The organism is Flammeovirga pacifica (genome assembly GCF_000807855.2).
Classification (GTDB): domain Bacteria; phylum Bacteroidota; class Bacteroidia; order Cytophagales; family Flammeovirgaceae; genus Flammeovirga; species Flammeovirga pacifica.
Genome location: NZ_JRYR02000001.1, coordinates 363634 through 380608 on the forward strand (window position 1 = coordinate 363634; position 16975 = coordinate 380608).

Consider the following 16975-nt stretch of genomic DNA (forward strand, 5'->3'; position numbering starts at 1 on the left):
CTTTCGTTTCAATAGTTGTTTTCCATCGTCTATCCAATTTTGGCAGTATTCGACCTATTTTTCGTCATCATATAGGACATTTCTAAGACGATATAGCACAGATCTTCAGTCATGTATAGTAGTTTCTCAATCATCAATTGTTTTACAATCGTCATATAAAACTTTTCAAAGATGATATTGGATTTAGCAATAGTTATCTGTCTATTTCTTCGACAAAGAAGAGACAAAACAGTACTTGAATACGATCCTGATGAATAATATACAGAGACTACTCCTAAAAAGAGATGCTTTGGAGCAAATAGAATGCATGTAGCCATAACCAGACATGACAAAATGAGAAACAATTATAGTGAATCATAAAAACAGTGAGAGCGTATTGCTTAGTTGTGATAAAAAATTAAAGTACCTAGCGTAGAAATCGTTAATGCTAGATGTCTGTTAAACAGTTGTGTGCAAGTTTAGGGGTTTGAGGGGAGGATTGCAAATGAAACTTAATAAAAATAAAGAAGGGATAAGGTATTTCTGTTTCCTTAAACAGCTACTTCTATAGGAATGGTATTTACAGTTGTTTATTATTTACTTATATCGGTTTATTCATTGTATGCCAAAATTGATTAACTTGTCACTACAATTAACACACACTATAATTCAAGCACATTACCCTTAAAGAATGGCTAAAAAGACAACAAAATCAAAGAGCATGGAAGAAACGCTCTGGGACTCGGCAAACAAATTACGTGGTACGAATCATAAGAATGCTACTTATAGGTTAAATGTCAAAGTACAATATGGAAAAGTAGTATTAATAGATTTTGGTAATGGAGGATCTGTACATAATGGATAAAATAATTCGGGTTATTATTGGACAGGAGGATTTTTATCGAAAAGTAGAGATTGGAATACTGGTATAGTGACAAGTGCTTCTGCTTCAGTGAGTATCACCCATGATAATGATACAATCACAAAATATGATATTTTGATTAAGTAAAGTTCATACAACTTACAATAATATAACAGAGTGCAGTATTATGGAAAGATTATGGTTTTTTAAAAGTAGTGGTTCAGATGCTACCTACGGAGATGGAAAGGGATGGTATAATGACGTTATATCAAAACAATATGAATTTGATAATAAGGTAGCGAATAGTCAACAAATAAAAGAGGGTGATAAAGTTTTAATCTTTGATAAAATTAAGGCTTTGGGACAGGCAAAAGTAGTTAAGCTAGAAAAGTGGCCATGTAAAAAAAATATATATAGATGTCCTCATTGCGATAATACAACTTTTGATAGACGTAGAACTAAAACACCTGAATATAAATGTGGGAAGTGTAAAAAAGAGTTTGATGAACCTGTAATTGAAGAAATTGATATTAATAAATATCGTGTTTCGTATGGTGATACTTTTAAAGTGATTAATGATGAAATTTTAATAACCTCTTTAAAAGATGGTACAAAGTATTTTGTCAAGAACTATAATAGAAATATGTCAATTCAAGCTTTATCAACTGACATACTAAATGATTATAATTTGAATAACATTTTAAATGAAAATGGCGAAATGAATAACTATTCGAATAAAAGTTTTATAAATATTTTTTTGGATGATTTAGAAATTTCCAATTTATTCTATCATAAACTCCTCACCACCCGCTTCATCTCTTCTCTAATTTCAAAACCCTTTGTCCTCCTTTCGGGACTATCAGGCTCAGGAAAAACCAAACTTGCCCAATCTTTTGCAACATGGATTTGCGAAGATGAAACTCAATATGAGATAGTAGCAGTAGGTGCAGATTGGACCAATAGAGAACCTTTATTAGGTTATCCTAATGCATTAAATTCAGAAGAATATATTAAGCCAGATAATGGAACTTTAGATTTAATTATAAAGGCAAATGAAAATCTGGATAAACCTTATTTTCTAATTTTAGATGAAATGAATTTAAGTCATGTGGAAAGATATTTTGCAGACTTTTTGAGTGCAATGGAATCAAAAGATTCAATTAAACTCCATGCTTTAAATACCATAGAAGGTGTTCCAGATAGAATTTCTTTACCAAGCAATTTATTTATCATTGGTACTGTGAATATCGACGAAACCACGTATATGTTTAGTCCCAAAGTATTAGACAGAGCTAATGTTATTGAGTTCCGATTGGATGAAAATGATATTGAAAATTTCTTTAATCTTAAGGGAGGAGTTAATATTGAACTTTTAAAGGAAGCAGGAAAAGATTATGCATCTGATTTTATTAAAAAACTAAATGATGATTATACAACAGAATCTGAGAATGTAAAGGATATTCTAATACATTTCTTTAGAGTGTTGAAGAAAGTAGGTGCGGAGTTTGGTTATCGCACTGCTGGAGAAATCTCAAAACTTACAGCCGTATTAAAATCACTAGATGATTCAATAAGTTTTGATTCTCAAATTGATATTGCAATCATGCAAAAGGTGTTGCCTAAGTTACATGGTTCAAGAAGAAAGTTAGTTCCTGTTTTATTAGAGCTAGGTAAACTTTGTACTAAAAATTCCGCAGATATAGAAGATTTTGAGGACCTATCTAAATTAGAAGTGAAGTATCCAATTTCCTTTGAAAAACTTCAAAGAATGTATCAGAATGTGATTGATAACGGATTTGCTAGTTACGCAGAGGCTTAGACTATGGAAGTAAAATGCTTAAATATAGTTACAGAAAGAGGGATTGAAATTATTATAACTCCTCAAGCTGAAAATAAGCCTGTTTTATACGAGGTTGAAAAAGAAGTAGCTTACGAAAATGCAGAGTCACCTTATCAATTAGTAGAAGGTTTTACTTATGAGTGGGAGATTAAAGGTAGTAGTCAGTATACTTTAGAAGAAGACAAAAATATTGTTTTTCGTTCTTCAATTGATTCAAATAGAGGTATAATCAAACCCAATATTTTTGTAGGGACTTTATCTATTTATATCCAAAAGGAGGGTGTGGAAGTTGATAAAATTCTTTTAGAAGTACGATCTTTAAAAGCAACGTACAGAAAGGATTATCGTCAAATGCTTTCTGATATTTCGGAATATTGTACTGATTTAATTATGCAAGTAAACACACCAATAAATCAGAGCTATACGATTGACCATAAAGAAAGTTCAAAGAGTCTTTATCAAAAGTTTTCTTTTGTGAAATCAATAGTAGATTCCTACGAATTCGAAGAATCTATTCATCAGGTATTAGAAAATCCTAATAAGAAATGGAGCCAAGAAGAAGAGAATATTGATGCCTCTAGAGTTCGCAGAATAGACAATAAGATAGCAAAGCAATTTTTGAAGTCAAATGATAGAACTCCACTTTCTAATAAGAATGGATTATCATCTTTGCCTAGAAAAGTATCAACCTTTAGAAGAATTGATTCAGTTGATACTATAGAAAACCAATTCATAAAATTTGTATTAGAAAATTATCTCAACTTTTGTGTAGATTTAGAAAAGTTGATCAAAGAAAAGCATTCCCAAGAAAGTAAATTTAGATCTGAAATAAATCAACTAATTAATACTTTAGATATATGTTATCAGCATCAATTATTCAGAGAAGTAAGTAATTTAAAAATGATGCCTAGTAATAATCCATTATTACAGAGGAAATCGGGTTATCGTGAGATTTATAAATCATGGTTAATGTTTGATCTTGCTGCAAAACTAATATGGAAAGGTGGAGATGATGTTTATGCAGTAGGAAAAAGAGATGTAGCCACTTTATATGAATATTGGGTGTTTTTTGCTCTTTTAGAAATAATAAAAGAGATTTTTAATATCAACCCGAAACAAATAGATAATCTTATTTCCAATACTAAAGATGGATTAGGACTACAATTGAAACAAGGTTTTCAAACGGCTTTAGAAGGAGAGTATAATGATAAGGGGAGGTCATTAAATATTAGGTTCAGTTATAATCGAACATTTAGTAGTAACCAAAATATCCATAAAGAGGGAAGTTGGACTAAACAAATGAGGCCAGATTATACTTTGTCAATTTGGCCATCTGAATTCGATGAAGATCAAGCTGAATCTAAAGATGTAATTACCCATGTTCATTTTGATGCAAAATATAAGGTCAATAATATCACTCAATTATTAGGCGAAGACAACATAGAGGACAAATCAAAAAATGATTACAAACGAGTTGATTTATTGAAGATGCATGCATATAAAGATGCAATACGACGATCAAGTGGAGCCTATGTTATTTATCCTGGAGGTAATGAAAGCGATCAGATAAAAAGTTTTCATGAAATTCTTCCTGGTCTTGGTGCTTTTCCAATGAAACCTACCAGAGATAAAAATGGTCAATACGAAATTAAAAAATTTATAAAAGAAGTTGTCAAACATTTTATCAATAGATCTTCACAAAGAGAACATTTGTCTTACTTCCAAAATCAGATTCTAGATAAAGAAAAAGATATCAAAACAGATGTTTATTTACCTGAGATGATTGGAGATGTTCGATTAATACCAAAAGAGGTAAACGTTATTATTGGTGTGTTTAAAAATGAAGAGCACCTTCAATGGATTCAATCTCAAATGAAGTACAACCTAAGAGGAGATGCTGATCGTATGGGAGGAATGCGATTAACACCTGAGTTACTGTCTTCTAAACTTTTGTTATTATATGATATAAAAAATCATAATAGACAATATATTTATGAAATTAAATCTAACGGACCATCCATAGAACTTAAGTCTAGATTAACAAATTACCCTTCACACGATTCTATTGAACGTCAATATTTCATTTTTGAGTTGGAAGAAGTAGAAGATGAGAAGTTTAGAAGCTATTGTTTTGATGTAAAAGTATTGGATGGATTTAACATAAATGGGGTTCCTATTATATGTGACTTGGAATCTTTGGCTAAACATGTTTTGTAATAAATGAATTTGGGTAATTCATGCTTTTAAACAACTAGCAATATGGCAAAAAAAATATGGTATAGTACACCATTAACATGGTACTGGAATGAAATTTATAAGACACAGAAAAGAATTACTCCTTACTTATCTGACGAGGATGTTTTTAGAAGTATAAAGTATAATATGTTAAACGTACCTCTACAAAAAAATGAATCTAAACTAAATAGGATGTTAATTGCAGGAGGTCTTGATTTATGGAATGAGGATTTAAAAGGGGATTTATTACATATTTTTTTCGCTGAAAAATATTTAAGAGATTATCTAAAGGATATGAAAATATCAGATTTAGAGAGTATAAGAGATTACCTATATGCTAACGGAAAAAAGACAGAGGTAGAATATACTTGGTCCAGTGAACTAGAGAATGAAAGTTGTGTGTATTATTCAATAGGTTTACATGTTCCTTATGAAAAAGAAGCACTATCATTTAATGTTATACTTTATGAAAATTCGACAATTGAGATTTTCTTTAATAGCGGTCAAAACAGCGGAATAATTACAAATATCCATTATCAAGATTCCTTATTAAAGGAAGATGAAAAATCAAAAAAGTTGTGCGAAATATTTAGGTTAGCTATTAATACTATAACATATATGAAATGCTTTCCTGAATCTGTCAAAGAAGGAGTACCTAAAATAACAAAAGGTAAAGAAGAAATTAGATCAAATAATAATGTTATAATAAAACCTTCTTTAAAAATTCTAGGAGATGAAAGTACTCCAAATGCAAAAATCCCACATTTTAGAAGAGGATATTTTAAGGTTTTAAAGTCTCCAAAGTTTAAAAATAAAAGAGGGCAAGTAATATATGTATCAGAAACTATGGTTAGAGGAAAAGCTAAAACATTATATACATCTGATACTTTAAAGGAAAATGAAATACCATCAAAATGAGAAACTTATTTTTAGCTAGTTCCATCGCTTTATTTGTAGCGATGGCACCAATGCCTTCAGGGTATTATACTTTAGTCAGAATATTAATTTCCATTAGTGCAATTGTTTGCCTTTTGGAAGAATATGGAAAAACGAGCTCCCTAAATTTAAAGGCTGTTTTCTTCTTAGTTGTATTGATATTTTTTAACCCAATCTTTCCTATTTATCTTCATGATAGAGGTATTTGGGCTCCAATTGATATAATTGGGGGGATTGTTTTTGGGGTGAGAGGTTTGAATACTCCAAAGAGTTAAAAGTGAAACTAATAAATAGTCCCACTATCAATTGATAGTGGGACTATTTATTATTGAACTATTTTAGTCAATATGATATTATAATAAGTCTTTTTACCACGACTTGTAGATTTCACATAACTTAAAACTAATTGTGAAGGTGTGGATGAAATAATATTCATTTTTTCTATACCATTAGTAATATCAGAAAATTTAATATCAATGCCAGGTTGTCTTCCATTCAGGTTTATGCGATCTTCAGAAATTGTAATTTGATGAGCTACAGCAAACTTTTTAGTTTTAATTTTAGCTTCATTTGATCTTAAAAGGTAATAATGAGATATAGAATAAGTGCCATAATGAATATCTGCTGAATTTATGACCTTACTACTGTAAACAGAAGCAGACATAATAGCATTTGCAGCTTTAGAAGAAAAAGCACTACTGCTCATAGTTTCGGCAGTTTGATTAATTACAAAAGCTACATTTCCACCAAGCATTGCAGACTGAACTTTTATTTTATCGTATACCCTTGCTTGCAGCTTTGCTACACTTGAAAATTCTGTTGTGCCTTCTGCTTTAGCAGAAACATCACCTAATTTAACTAATCCCTCAACTTCTGTTGCGACATTTGATATAGATACATTTTCCCAATCTTTCCCTGTACTTACGTTTTTATAATTAAGGAATTTATGGAGTTTTTGAACTCTTCCAGAACCAAAGCGTATTTCAGCAACAGAAGATTTTTTCATACCATTTAATAATGCTTCATTAGGGTATGAATATTTGATTTCACTTGCAGTTATTTCTTTTACAGAAACAATGACCTTCTCTCCAACAACAGTTAAAAGAGTGTCATTTTTTACTTGTGAAAAAGTTATATTGCTAATAAAAATTAGGAATATAAACGAGATAAAGAAGGAGTATTTCATGAATACTTGTTTGTTAAATAGTTTGATAATTTAACAATAATAAATACTATGCTTAAATACTCAATAATATATTAATCAATAAGTCTTAATGCTCTATGGATTAATTAAATGTGTTGGTTTTGAGATAAATAACAATCTAGGGAAAATATCTTTATTCATATTTTTTTGATTTTATCTAAGTGTGATAAGTTATTTTGTAGACAATAGTCCGTTGCTTGATAGTCTACAAACCATGAATTTTATTTCATGGAAAATGTCAACGTCCAATTTGGGATAAGGGTGAGAAATCTTCGATTGAAGAAGAAGGTTTCTCAAGAGAAGTTTGCTGGTTTGATTGAGATAGATCGGACCTATATGACAGATATAGAAAATGGAAAGAGGAATGTTTCTCTTGCCATTATTCAGAAGATAGCCAAAGGCTTTGATCTGAAAATATCTGAGTTGCTAGAAGATTTATAATTAAAACTTCTAGTACATATAGTTCCATTATTCTTTACTCAACAAACCGTAAACATGATCAACTTTCAAGAAAATGATCTGTCGTTGGAGTCACAATGGCGAGCAATTATATTATTTGGAAAGAATTCGGCTACTTATAAATTCGCTTTTGCTAAGGCTTTACTAGAGTTGGTCGATAAAGAAAAAACAAGAATATCGTTAACTGATTTGTCTGAGCCATTTTCAAGGCATATTGTAGAGCATTTAAAACAAAACGAAAAACAAGGAACTTCGGCATCTAGTAAGTTTTTACAGGCTTGTAACGATCATATAAAAGGTAATTTATCACAAGAATTATTATTACAACAAACGGAAAAGCTTGGTTTTAATAATGTGGTAGATGCTTTTCAGAATGTAAACAAGGGGGTAATTCCTAATCCTTTTTATCATAAAGATTATAAGAAGGGGAAGAAAGATATTGTGATTACAGATGATCTTTTGAAACTCAAAGAATCGTTTCATTTTCAGAATTTTAATCAAGAAGTAGAAGGGAGGTGGAAGTTGGTGGAAACTGCTTGGAATCTTAACATTAACCCTAATCTGTTAGAGGTTCGATATGATGAAGGTTCAAGTTTATTCTACATTGAGGAAAATGACTTTATGAGACGGGTAGACATCACTTCAGTACGTAATTCTTTAAATGGTTATCAGAAAGGAAAATGCTTTTATAGTTTTCAAGATATATCTATTTTAGAGGGTTCACTTAAAGTATGTGATGTAGACCACTTCTTGCCTCATATCAGTAAAAGAGAACATGCTCAAGCAGGTGGGAATATCAACGGCGTTTGGAATTTAGTATTATCAGATAGCTCTATCAATAGAGAGAAGAATGCAAGAGTTCCAGCACTAAGATTCTTAGAAAGGTTACATCATAGAAATGAGTTTTACATTCAAAGTAAACATCCATTGGCAGAGACTATTATTAACCAAACTGGAAAGACGGAACAACAACGTAAAAGCTTTCTTCAGAAACATTACGATATTGCTAAAAATAGATCAATTACTACTTGGTCGCCTAGCATAGAACTAAAAGGAACATTTTAATGAGTACAGTATTTAGTCAGTTACCAGAATCAGCTAAGATTTATCAGGGAGAACATTTCTTTTTGATTAGAGATGGTTATGCAGTATCACCTGGCCACACTTTGATTATATCCAATAAAGAGAAAGTAGATTATTTTGAATTATCAGATGTGGAACGTAAGAACCTAGACGAGATGATATTGAAAGCGAAAGAATTGGTGGAGTTAGAGTTTGAGCCTGATGGATATAACATAGGAATGAATTGTGGTGAATATGCAGGTCAGACAGTAATGCATTTTCATTGTCACTTAATCCCTAGATATAAAGGCGATATGGATAACCCAAGAGGGGGAGTTCGACATTGTGTTGCTGGGAAAGGATATTATTAAATTTATTATAGAAGGATGGCGGAATTTCCCCATCCTTTTTCTATCTTCATACTATAATTATCATTGCTACTAACGATTCATCATGAACAAAACTGATACTCACTACCCCGAGTTAACAGCGATTCTGCGGGATAAAATGTCGTATCCAACAAGAATTTTAATGAAAAGGCACCTTCTAAAAGGGGGGATTTTGGACTTTGGCTGTGGCCATGGAAAAGATACTGAAGAGCTGGCTCAATTAGGTTACTCAGTAGATAAATACGATAAGTACCATCACCCTACATTTCCTAAGAAGAGATATACTACGGTCATTTGTCATTATGTTTTAAATGTGGTGGGAACGCAAGACCAATCTAAGATCTTAGCAGAGGTTTCTATGTTATTGGCTCCGGGTGGGAAAGCGTATTTTACGGTAAGAAGAGATATATTTAGACCTGGAATAAGGATTCATAAGTATCATCAAAGACCAACATACCAGTGTAATGTGATTTTGCCTTTTAGGAGTGTACTTAAAACAGATCATTGCGAAATTTACGAATACACAAAACCTTTGGATAAAGAGATTATTACAGAAACAATTAGTGTTACTGCCTTATGGAAGGATAATAAGATCAGGTATCAGAAGAAAGAGATGCCAAACAGTAGAACAAATAAAGCCATAGGTTTACTGCATGATTTATTGAAGGAAGAGAAATGTAAGTTCTTTATTCCATCTATTGAAAAAAGGTATAAAGAAAGAAGAAATAGTCTCCGATTAAGAAATTATGATTATGCGCAGGAGGGGGGGTATTTTATAACCATCAATGTAAAGAATTTTAGGCGAGTATTTGGTATGGTGAAAAATGGGGAAATGTATTTAAATCCATTGGGGGAGATGGTGAGAAATGAATGGTTGAATTCCTCTTTTCGGTCAAATGTCACCGTAGAAGATGTGATAGTGATGCCAAACCATATTCATGGTATTGTTGTTATTAATTATGCCAAGAGAAAGATAAAATTTGAAAATCGAAAATTCAGAAGTCCATCAATGGATATCAGTGCAGTGGTAAGAGGATTTAAGAGTGCGACCACAAAGAAAGCAAAAGAGATGGGGTTTAAATTGGAAGGTTCATTGTGGCATAGAAATTTTCATGATGTGATCATCCGAGATCAAGAAAGGTATGAAAACACCGTTCGATATATCAATAATAATCCGCGGAAATGGGGTGAGAAATATTGTGGAAAATGAATGCATCATCAAAAAATGATATCGTTATTTATTTGGTGTTGCATTCAGGGGCGTATGGCATACGCCCGCATATATTTCAAATAAAATGATCCATGCATCAAAATCGGAAGAAATAATAACGGGCGTATGCCATACGCCCGTTTATAAATGCTTTATTCTCGAAGATCATTTTATCAAATCATCAATATTTCATTTTAAAAATAAAGCCCAAAGTTAATATTGAATCTCATGTGCCACTCGGCATCAGCATCACCATAAGCAAGGGCAGTATTATAATTAGGTCCTAACCACGACTGGTTTTTGCCAGCCGCTGCATCAATATAAGTATAAACTGGTCCAGCTGTAATCATACAACCTGTAACGTTTTGGTAGGAATCGTAGAAAGATGCTTCTGTTTTGTCCATAAAACCAAAATCGTTGTAGAACACAAGAGAGCTAACAGGCCCCCATTCTACAGGCTGAGTAAAACTTAAGCCTAAAGTGTAAGTGGTAGCTTCTGCTGCTACAAGATAAGGAGCTCCATAAGCGGTAAGAGCAACAACATCTGTTCTTTCTCCATCAGGAGCATCAGCATTCTTTTTATAATGAGAAACTTGAGCCTTAAGATTCCATTTCTTTACATCAAGCTCATAATAAGCGGCAGCAGCCCAATGGTTACCCATTCCTTTAGTATCAAGGTTGTACATGCCTCCGTACATACCAGAGACACCAACTTTATGTGCGAACTCACCCGTTTTTAATTTCTTTAAAACATTTAGGTTGAGCTGATTGGTTTCTTTGTTTCTGTATTGTAAAGTGCCATCACCGTTCTCATCAATTGATCCTAGATCATAAGAATAGCGACTATTGGAAGCATCAGAATAACTACCAAATGATAACTCTTCAGCATTTTTAAAGAAGGCAACACTATATTCCCAACTGTCGTTCGAGTGGGTGTACTTCACACCCATGTCATGATCATCTTCTAAGCCTAAGTAGTAATTTAAACTGAAGAACCAGTTATGGGAGTTGTAGGTTGTTATACCAAATGGTACTTGTGTTAATCCTAATTGAATCTGATCTTCTTCTGTAAAATCATAATCAAACCATCCGGATTTCATAAAGAAACCACCAAAGGCATCAGAATATATTCTAAGGTCGGCTTTTAGACCAATACCTTTATATTTTGCCTCAGGACGTAGGGAGAACATATCGTAGCCAAAATCGCCACCTCTCTGTTGATGTCCTTCTTTCCAAGATGAATTATTATAGTTAAAACGTAATGCACCTCCAAAATGTACTTCAGGTTTATCTTGTCCGAAAATTGAAAGTGTAGAGAAGAAGAAAAAAGATAGTAGTAGATATTTTTTCATGATGTAATAATGCGTGCGAAAATTATTTTTTGAGAGTGGAGGAGGTGGTATCAATTAGTTTTTTTCTCTTATCAATAACCCAGGAATGAATTCCTGGGCTGTTGATAAGAGGTATATTCTATGATAAGATCACCTCTATGAGTAATTTATTTTTTCTTTTTCTCTCTTCTGTGTACTTCTCTATGCGATTTGAAGTGTTCTTCATAATAATCACTTAATGCTTTATAAAAGGAGAAGCACATAATGATAATAAGTATGGCAAACGGTAATCCAGTAAGGATAGATGCAGTTTGTAAGGCAGCTAATCCACCTCCCATCAATAGAACGCCTGCAATTAAACCTTCCATAGAGGCCCAGAATATTTTTTGTCCTACAGGAGCATCGTGTCTACCTCCTGAAGTTAAAGTATCTACTACGAACGATCCTGAATCTGATGAAGTGACAAAGAAACTGGTCACCAAAATGATAGTCAGGATAGAGGAGAAGGTAGTAAATGGATATTGTTCTAATAAATAAAATATAGCAGTGGCTACGTTTTTATTTACTGCTTCTGTGATACTGTGATTACCCATTAATTCTTGGTATAAAGCACTACCTCCAAATACAGATAACCATAGGAAAGTTAATAAAGCAGGAACAATGAGTACACCTAAGATAAACTCTTTGATGGTTCGTCCTTTAGAAATACGAGCGATAAAAATACCTACGAATGGAGACCATGAAATCCACCAAGCCCAGTAGAAGACGGTCCATGAATTCTGCCAGTTTTTCTCCGAAGCAACACCTTTGTAAGAGTTGGTCCAAAAACTTAGCTCAAAGAATTCATAAATGTAGTAACCGATATTTTGAACGAATGATTTCAATATGAATAGGGTAGGTCCAATAAATAATACTAAAAGCATTAACCCCAATGCCAAACGAATATTCCATTCGCTTAACATTCTAATTCCTTTATCAAGACCTAAAACCAAAGATAGCGTGGCAAACCCAGTGATGATAACAATAAGGATCAGTTCTACCGTATTAGAAGACTCAATACCAAAGAGATAGGTAAGTCCTGCGTTTACCTGTTGTACACCAAAACCTAATGAGGTAGCTAGACCAAATAAGGTGGCAATAACAGCAATAATGTCGATTAAATCTCCTATCAAGCCATAGATTTTATTTCCTAGTAATGGGAAGAAAATCGAACGGATGGTAAGTGGTAACTTTAAGTTGAAAGTAAAGAAGGCAAGTGCTAATCCTACTACAGCATACAATGCCCAAGCATGTACTCCCCAGTGTAAAAAGGTAATGCCCATTGCTTTTTCAGCAGCTAAAGCAGGCGATCCGCCGTCTTTCATAAACGGATTACTATTAAAGTGGAAGATAGGTTCTGCTACCGACCAAAACAGTAAACCGATACCCATTCCGGCACTAAATAACATGGCAAACCAAGCTGTTTGTGAGAATTCCGTTTTGGCATCTTGTCCACCAATTTTTATTTTTCCAAACTTGCTAAAACCTAGAAATAAGGCAAAGAAAAGCATACAGTTTAAAAGCAAAATAAATAGCCAACCGACATTATTTGCAACAGTATTTTGTGTTTCTTTGAACCACTTTTCCATGGGTTCTCCGACAATTAAGGTACTTACAACGAGTACTAATATGATAAATATAGATGCTAAAGAAACGGTGGCATTTGCTTTAATGCCCCAAAAGGTTTTTTGATCACTACGAACGTGGCGACTCATATTGCTATTTTTAAGTGACTAAGAAACTGATGTTCTTAGGATATTGAGATGTTCTTAGCGCACAGAGGGAAATTGGAGGGAAGTTAACCAAACTCGGGGGGAGCTCAAAGTTAGATGTCACAATTCACGTAGACAAGAAAAGATGCAAATCAAAATATCAAATTGATTATCTCACAAAATTACGGATTATTCCTTGTATACCGAATTGAATAGGGTTTGTTAAGATGATAGTACAATATTATCGTGGAGATGTACTATTACTTGAAGCAGATCTTCTTTAGCTTATTTCCTAAGCCATTTCCTTCCTTTCACTTCCACATTCTTATAACTCCATGAAGATATCAAGATAGTGATTCCAATGAAAATGATCATATATGCCAAATGCATCCATTGGGGTAAAGTCTCCCAACTAAATTGCGCTTTCCAAATCGGAAACTGAAACCAGAAAAAGAAGAAAACTAACCCGTGCATCAGATAAAGTGAATAGGAGATATTACCTAAGAATTTTAGGGAAGGGGATTCCAAAAATGAGCTTACTTTATTGTTATTATAAGCTGTTGCAAGTAAGAGTAAGGCGAATAAAGGGACGAATAGCAAATCGTGCCACATAAAGTGAAAACCAATGCCGATACTTATCATCAGAACAATAAAAACAATGTCTTTTGATAGAAGGGATGCTCCGATTTTCTTATCAAATAATTGATAGATATTGACGCCTAAAATAAATTGAAATAAGCATCTTAGCCAACCAAAATCCCAAGTGATGTCTAAATTATGGTTGGGGTGGAAGTGCACTAACATCACTAAAAGACCAAATGATACTATAGAAGAGATCATCCATCCTACCTTATTTTGTTTTCCTAATGCTCCAAGAATAAAAATGGTAATGAAGTAGGTCCAAAACTCTGCACCAATAGACCACGATGGCATATTCCAAGATAGGAAATGATAGAAATTCATTGCGTTCATCATGGTGAATTCGGGTAGTAAAGCCTTGAGGGAGAAATAGAGTTCCCAGCTTCCATCAATTAATTGAGGGTAAATTTGGCCAAATACCAATGCCCCAACAATGGTAATCACTAAAGTAAATAAATGAAGAGGGTACAGGCGACTAAATCTACTCCATAAAAACTGTTTAACTTTTTTGTAAGTAATACCTTTTTTAAATTCTTTTCCGTATACGTGATAAATGATGAAACCACTTAACAAAAAGAAAAAATCCACCCACAAATATCCTTTAGCAAAAATACCCGTTTGCGTTCTATCCAACAGACTGCCTAGATCACGATAATAGGTGCTTACATCAATATGAAAAATGATGACCCAAAGTGCCGCAATGCCTCTTAGTGGTGTAAGAGAAGAAATGTAATTATTAGGGTTCATAATTATTGATTACAAAATTTAATAGCATCAATTTAAGCATATATTTTTTTTAATAAAGTAGTGGAGTTTAATTTTGAATGACTAAACTAAAATTTAGAAGCAAACATGAAATTTATCCAGATATTCATCTTATTTCATTGATTTATAGCTTTTACTAACCCACCCATATTAATTGTACTATTATTAGAGTGATGACTTTTTTAGAATTACTGTGCCTTACTTTTAAAGATTAAGGAACTTGAGCAGGCTCGAGATTTGGTTATGGGATAATAGGAAAGGTGTTGTATCAATAAAATGGTGCATGAAAGAATGTTGATAGATAAATACTTTTGTTCAACACTTTATAGATTCAGCACCTATGATGAAACCAGCTGATTTAGTCTATTAAATGACGGTTTGATTTTCACTTGACTAAGTGGAAATACAAGAAGTGCTCTAATGTTAGGAGTTATTAGAATTATTGCGTGTTGATTTATCAATCATTAACGAGAACCAGAGGCTATTTTTAATATTTTTGCATGTTTTTAAGTGCTGCTTTTCTATGCAACTACTAACAAATGAATCATTTTAAAATCGATAAATTAATTAAAAATGAAAAATGGTAATCCTGCAGTTGTAGGTTTAGCGGGTTTTGGTTTGACTACACTTTTGTTGCAATTCCATAACTTAGGTTGGATAGGGTTAGGCCCTGTCATGGCAATGGGTATCATCTTTGGTGGATTGGCTCAATTTATTGCTGGTTTCCAAGAACAAAAAATGGGAAATAGCTTTGGCTTTTCTGCTTTTGTATCTTACGGTGCATTCTGGATGGGCTTATGTATTATTTGGTTGTGTAACCATTACGATGTGTACAAATCGTCTCATACAGATGTTGGATTTTACTTGTTGGCATGGATGCTTTATACGGCAATTATGTTTGCAGGATCATTAAGAGTTTCTAAAGCAATGGCTTTCACCTTTGGTACGTTGTTATTAGGATTCTTATTTTTAGTATTGGAACACTTTGTATCTGAAGCTTTCAAAACAATTGCAGCCATAGATTTAATTATTTGTGCATTAGCTGCTTGGTATATGATGGCCGCAGCAATTTTGAATGAATTGGCAGGTAAAGTAGTTTTACCATTAGGTGATAAGATTATTAAGTAATTCCATCTTAGAAAAATATAAATAGAGGTTATCTCATGTTTTAAATGAGGTAACCTCTATTTTTTTTATTTAAAACACCTCATTTCTTAATTTCCTCATTCCTCTATTCACTAAAGAGGTAAGGAAATCGAATTTATCTTCAATGTTTAAAAGATGCTTTTTAATCTTTTTGATTTTGTCATATTGATCTAACGGGGAGGTGTCATCTAGAAGAGAGTGAATCATAGAGAAATCACCTTTTACTTTATTAGACGAATAATTTTGGATGTCGGCAAACGTGTGGTAGTCTTTATCAAGTTGATCTTTGAGATCAAATATTTTAGATTCATCATGATAGGTGCATACTAACCAATCATTCTCTAATTTTTGAATTTTATTGGTTCTATACATATAAGACCCATCCTCATGCCGATAGGATTTTAATTTATGTTCCTGAGTTTTTTCTGTTTGATATACTTTTTCAAGTACATCAAAAATGCCAAACTCTAAGACATTCGGAAAGAGTTCTTCAATAAATTTCCCTTTGTAGTTCACACCTTCAACGCCGTCCATTTTTCTGCCTGCATCATTGTAAAAAATAAATCTATATTTCCCTTCGCAGATTCTTTCATAAACAGCAATTCCATACATTGAATGATCAAAGTAATTAAGTAGCAATTTTTCCATATAGGAGAGTAAATGTAGTAGTGATAAGTAAAGTCAGTGATTGTATTTTAATAATTTACATACTTAGTTTTAGATTTGCAATTGAATGAAATAAAAAAGAAGTACAAGTAGATCGCTGATCCTATTATTTTGAGAGGATGTATGAGGTGTTATTACATTATAAAACATGAATTATAAAGAAATAGGGCCTATAAATAGGTTACAAAAGGTAACGAGCCTCACTTTACATTGTTTATTGGGGTCATAATCAATAAATTTGTGGTTACATTGTTCGTATGACTTCCAAATCAATTATTTTTTTAATCGTTGCAAATCATCTACTTTTCTCAACTTTCATTTCAATTATTATAACAATGTAAATCATATCTTCTCAGATTTTGGAATCATACGTATTGATTACTAAATACTATGAAACAGCTACTTTATACTTTATTCATTTTTTTCTCTTTTAACTTATTTGGACAAACAACTTTAGAAGGGACTTATACCATTGGATCGACAGGAGATTTCCTGACATTT

16 protein-coding genes are annotated in these 16975 nt (G+C 32.7%); 10 read left to right on the top strand and 6 right to left on the bottom strand.

Going from position 1 to position 16975, the window contains the following annotated elements; translation table 11 throughout:
* Positions 1–29: 29 nt before the first annotated feature.
* The gene (locus NH26_RS25205; RefSeq protein WP_139262791.1) at positions 30–317 is read right to left on the bottom strand and encodes a hypothetical protein; all 288 of its coding nucleotides are present in this window, start codon (positions 315–317) and stop codon (positions 30–32) included.
* Between the two features lie 353 nt (positions 318–670).
* Here NH26_RS25205 and NH26_RS25340 point away from each other — a divergent pair, with 353 nt between their 5' ends.
* From NH26_RS25340 to NH26_RS01430, 5 genes are all read left to right on the top strand, one after another.
* A complete protein-coding gene (locus NH26_RS25340; protein WP_158021859.1) occupies positions 671–844 on the top strand; it encodes a hypothetical protein in 174 nt (57 codons plus the stop codon).
* A gap of 184 nt (positions 845–1028) precedes the next feature.
* Positions 1029–2660, top strand: coding sequence for a hypothetical protein (locus tag NH26_RS01415; protein ID WP_052432170.1), 1632 nt, complete (start codon positions 1029–1031; stop codon positions 2658–2660).
* 3 nt (positions 2661–2663) lie between these two features.
* Positions 2664–4898, top strand: a complete 2235-nt coding sequence (locus NH26_RS01420) for a DUF2357 domain-containing protein (protein ID WP_044226475.1) — start codon at positions 2664–2666, stop codon at positions 4896–4898.
* 42 nt (positions 4899–4940) lie between these two features.
* Positions 4941–5834 (top strand): hypothetical protein, encoded by an 894-nt coding sequence (locus NH26_RS01425; RefSeq protein ID WP_044226471.1) that lies wholly within the window; start codon positions 4941–4943, stop codon positions 5832–5834.
* Positions 5831–6127 carry a DUF6804 family protein gene (locus NH26_RS01430; RefSeq protein WP_044226468.1) on the top strand — a complete coding sequence of 99 codons (297 nt, stop codon included), beginning with the start codon at positions 5831–5833 and terminating at the stop codon, positions 6125–6127. Before NH26_RS01425 ends, NH26_RS01430 begins: the two co-directional genes overlap by 4 nt.
* Before the next feature lie 50 nt (positions 6128–6177).
* On the opposite strand, the gene NH26_RS01435 is transcribed toward NH26_RS01430, so the two are convergent.
* Entirely contained in the window at positions 6178–7038 is an 861-nt protein-coding gene (locus tag NH26_RS01435) for a hypothetical protein (RefSeq protein WP_044226465.1), read from the bottom strand.
* Positions 7039–7284: 246 nt separating this feature from the next.
* Between NH26_RS01435 and NH26_RS01440 the strand changes: the two genes are divergently transcribed.
* The 4 genes from NH26_RS01440 to NH26_RS01455 all read left to right on the top strand — a co-directional run bounded on the left by NH26_RS01440 (position 7285) and on the right by NH26_RS01455 (position 10176).
* A complete protein-coding gene (locus NH26_RS01440) occupies positions 7285–7497 on the top strand; it encodes a helix-turn-helix domain-containing protein (protein WP_044226461.1) in 213 nt (70 codons plus the stop codon).
* A gap of 54 nt (positions 7498–7551) precedes the next feature.
* The gene (locus NH26_RS01445; RefSeq protein WP_044226458.1) at positions 7552–8580 is read left to right on the top strand and encodes an HNH endonuclease domain-containing protein; all 1029 of its coding nucleotides are present in this window, start codon (positions 7552–7554) and stop codon (positions 8578–8580) included.
* Positions 8580–8948: an HIT family protein gene (locus tag NH26_RS01450; RefSeq protein ID WP_044226455.1), complete on the top strand. Its 369-nt coding sequence runs from the start codon at positions 8580–8582 to the stop codon at positions 8946–8948. The genes NH26_RS01445 and NH26_RS01450 overlap by 1 nt, the downstream gene beginning before the upstream one ends.
* A gap of 82 nt (positions 8949–9030) precedes the next feature.
* The gene (locus NH26_RS01455) at positions 9031–10176 is read left to right on the top strand and encodes a methyltransferase domain-containing protein (protein ID WP_052432169.1); all 1146 of its coding nucleotides are present in this window, start codon (positions 9031–9033) and stop codon (positions 10174–10176) included.
* A gap of 194 nt (positions 10177–10370) precedes the next feature.
* On the opposite strand, the gene NH26_RS01460 is transcribed toward NH26_RS01455, so the two are convergent.
* From NH26_RS01460 to NH26_RS01470, 3 genes are all read right to left on the bottom strand, one after another.
* Complete coding sequence (locus NH26_RS01460) at positions 10371–11528, bottom strand: hypothetical protein (protein ID WP_044226452.1); 1158 nt, start codon at positions 11526–11528, stop codon at positions 10371–10373.
* 146 nt (positions 11529–11674) lie between these two features.
* Positions 11675–13261 carry a BCCT family transporter gene (locus tag NH26_RS01465; protein WP_044226449.1) on the bottom strand — a complete coding sequence of 529 codons (1587 nt, stop codon included), beginning with the start codon at positions 13259–13261 and terminating at the stop codon, positions 11675–11677.
* Positions 13262–13543: 282 nt separating this feature from the next.
* Complete coding sequence (locus NH26_RS01470; protein WP_044226447.1) at positions 13544–14644, bottom strand: acyltransferase family protein; 1101 nt, start codon at positions 14642–14644, stop codon at positions 13544–13546.
* A 591-nt stretch (positions 14645–15235) separates the two neighbouring features.
* On the opposite strand from NH26_RS01470, the gene NH26_RS01475 reads away from it, so the two are divergent.
* On the top strand, positions 15236–15790 hold the full coding sequence (locus tag NH26_RS01475; RefSeq protein WP_044226444.1) for an acetate uptake transporter: 555 nt from the start codon (positions 15236–15238) through the stop codon (positions 15788–15790).
* Between the two features lie 69 nt (positions 15791–15859).
* Here the strand turns inward: NH26_RS01475 and NH26_RS01480 are convergent, their stop codons facing one another.
* Positions 15860–16456: a transcriptional regulator gene (locus tag NH26_RS01480; RefSeq protein ID WP_044226442.1), complete on the bottom strand. Its 597-nt coding sequence runs from the start codon at positions 16454–16456 to the stop codon at positions 15860–15862.
* Positions 16457–16975 lie beyond the last annotated feature (519 nt).

What these genes read in the sequence shown, in the direction of transcription:
- NH26_RS01470 (WP_044226447.1), bottom strand. Translation starts at nt 14,644, where the DNA reads ATGAACCCTAATAATTACATTTCTTCTCTTACACCACTAAGAGGCATT.
- NH26_RS01415 (WP_052432170.1), top strand. Translation starts at nt 1,029, where the DNA reads ATGGAAAGATTATGGTTTTTTAAAAGTAGTGGTTCAGATGCTACCTAC.
- NH26_RS01480 (WP_044226442.1), bottom strand. Translation starts at nt 16,456, where the DNA reads ATGGAAAAATTGCTACTTAATTACTTTGATCATTCAATGTATGGAATT.
- NH26_RS01435 (WP_044226465.1), bottom strand. Translation starts at nt 7,038, where the DNA reads ATGAAATACTCCTTCTTTATCTCGTTTATATTCCTAATTTTTATTAGC.
- NH26_RS25205 (WP_139262791.1), bottom strand. Translation starts at nt 317, where the DNA reads ATGGCTACATGCATTCTATTTGCTCCAAAGCATCTCTTTTTAGGAGTA.
- NH26_RS01475 (WP_044226444.1), top strand. Translation starts at nt 15,236, where the DNA reads ATGAAAAATGGTAATCCTGCAGTTGTAGGTTTAGCGGGTTTTGGTTTG.
- NH26_RS01460 (WP_044226452.1), bottom strand. Translation starts at nt 11,528, where the DNA reads ATGAAAAAATATCTACTACTATCTTTTTTCTTCTTCTCTACACTTTCA.
- NH26_RS01450 (WP_044226455.1), top strand. Translation starts at nt 8,580, where the DNA reads ATGAGTACAGTATTTAGTCAGTTACCAGAATCAGCTAAGATTTATCAG.
- NH26_RS01420 (WP_044226475.1), top strand. Translation starts at nt 2,664, where the DNA reads ATGGAAGTAAAATGCTTAAATATAGTTACAGAAAGAGGGATTGAAATT.
- NH26_RS01425 (WP_044226471.1), top strand. Translation starts at nt 4,941, where the DNA reads ATGGCAAAAAAAATATGGTATAGTACACCATTAACATGGTACTGGAAT.
- NH26_RS01445 (WP_044226458.1), top strand. Translation starts at nt 7,552, where the DNA reads ATGATCAACTTTCAAGAAAATGATCTGTCGTTGGAGTCACAATGGCGA.
- NH26_RS01430 (WP_044226468.1), top strand. Translation starts at nt 5,831, where the DNA reads ATGAGAAACTTATTTTTAGCTAGTTCCATCGCTTTATTTGTAGCGATG.
- NH26_RS01465 (WP_044226449.1), bottom strand. Translation starts at nt 13,261, where the DNA reads ATGAGTCGCCACGTTCGTAGTGATCAAAAAACCTTTTGGGGCATTAAA.
- NH26_RS01455 (WP_052432169.1), top strand. Translation starts at nt 9,031, where the DNA reads ATGAACAAAACTGATACTCACTACCCCGAGTTAACAGCGATTCTGCGG.
- NH26_RS25340 (WP_158021859.1), top strand. Translation starts at nt 671, where the DNA reads ATGGCTAAAAAGACAACAAAATCAAAGAGCATGGAAGAAACGCTCTGG.
- NH26_RS01440 (WP_044226461.1), top strand. Translation starts at nt 7,285, where the DNA reads ATGGAAAATGTCAACGTCCAATTTGGGATAAGGGTGAGAAATCTTCGA.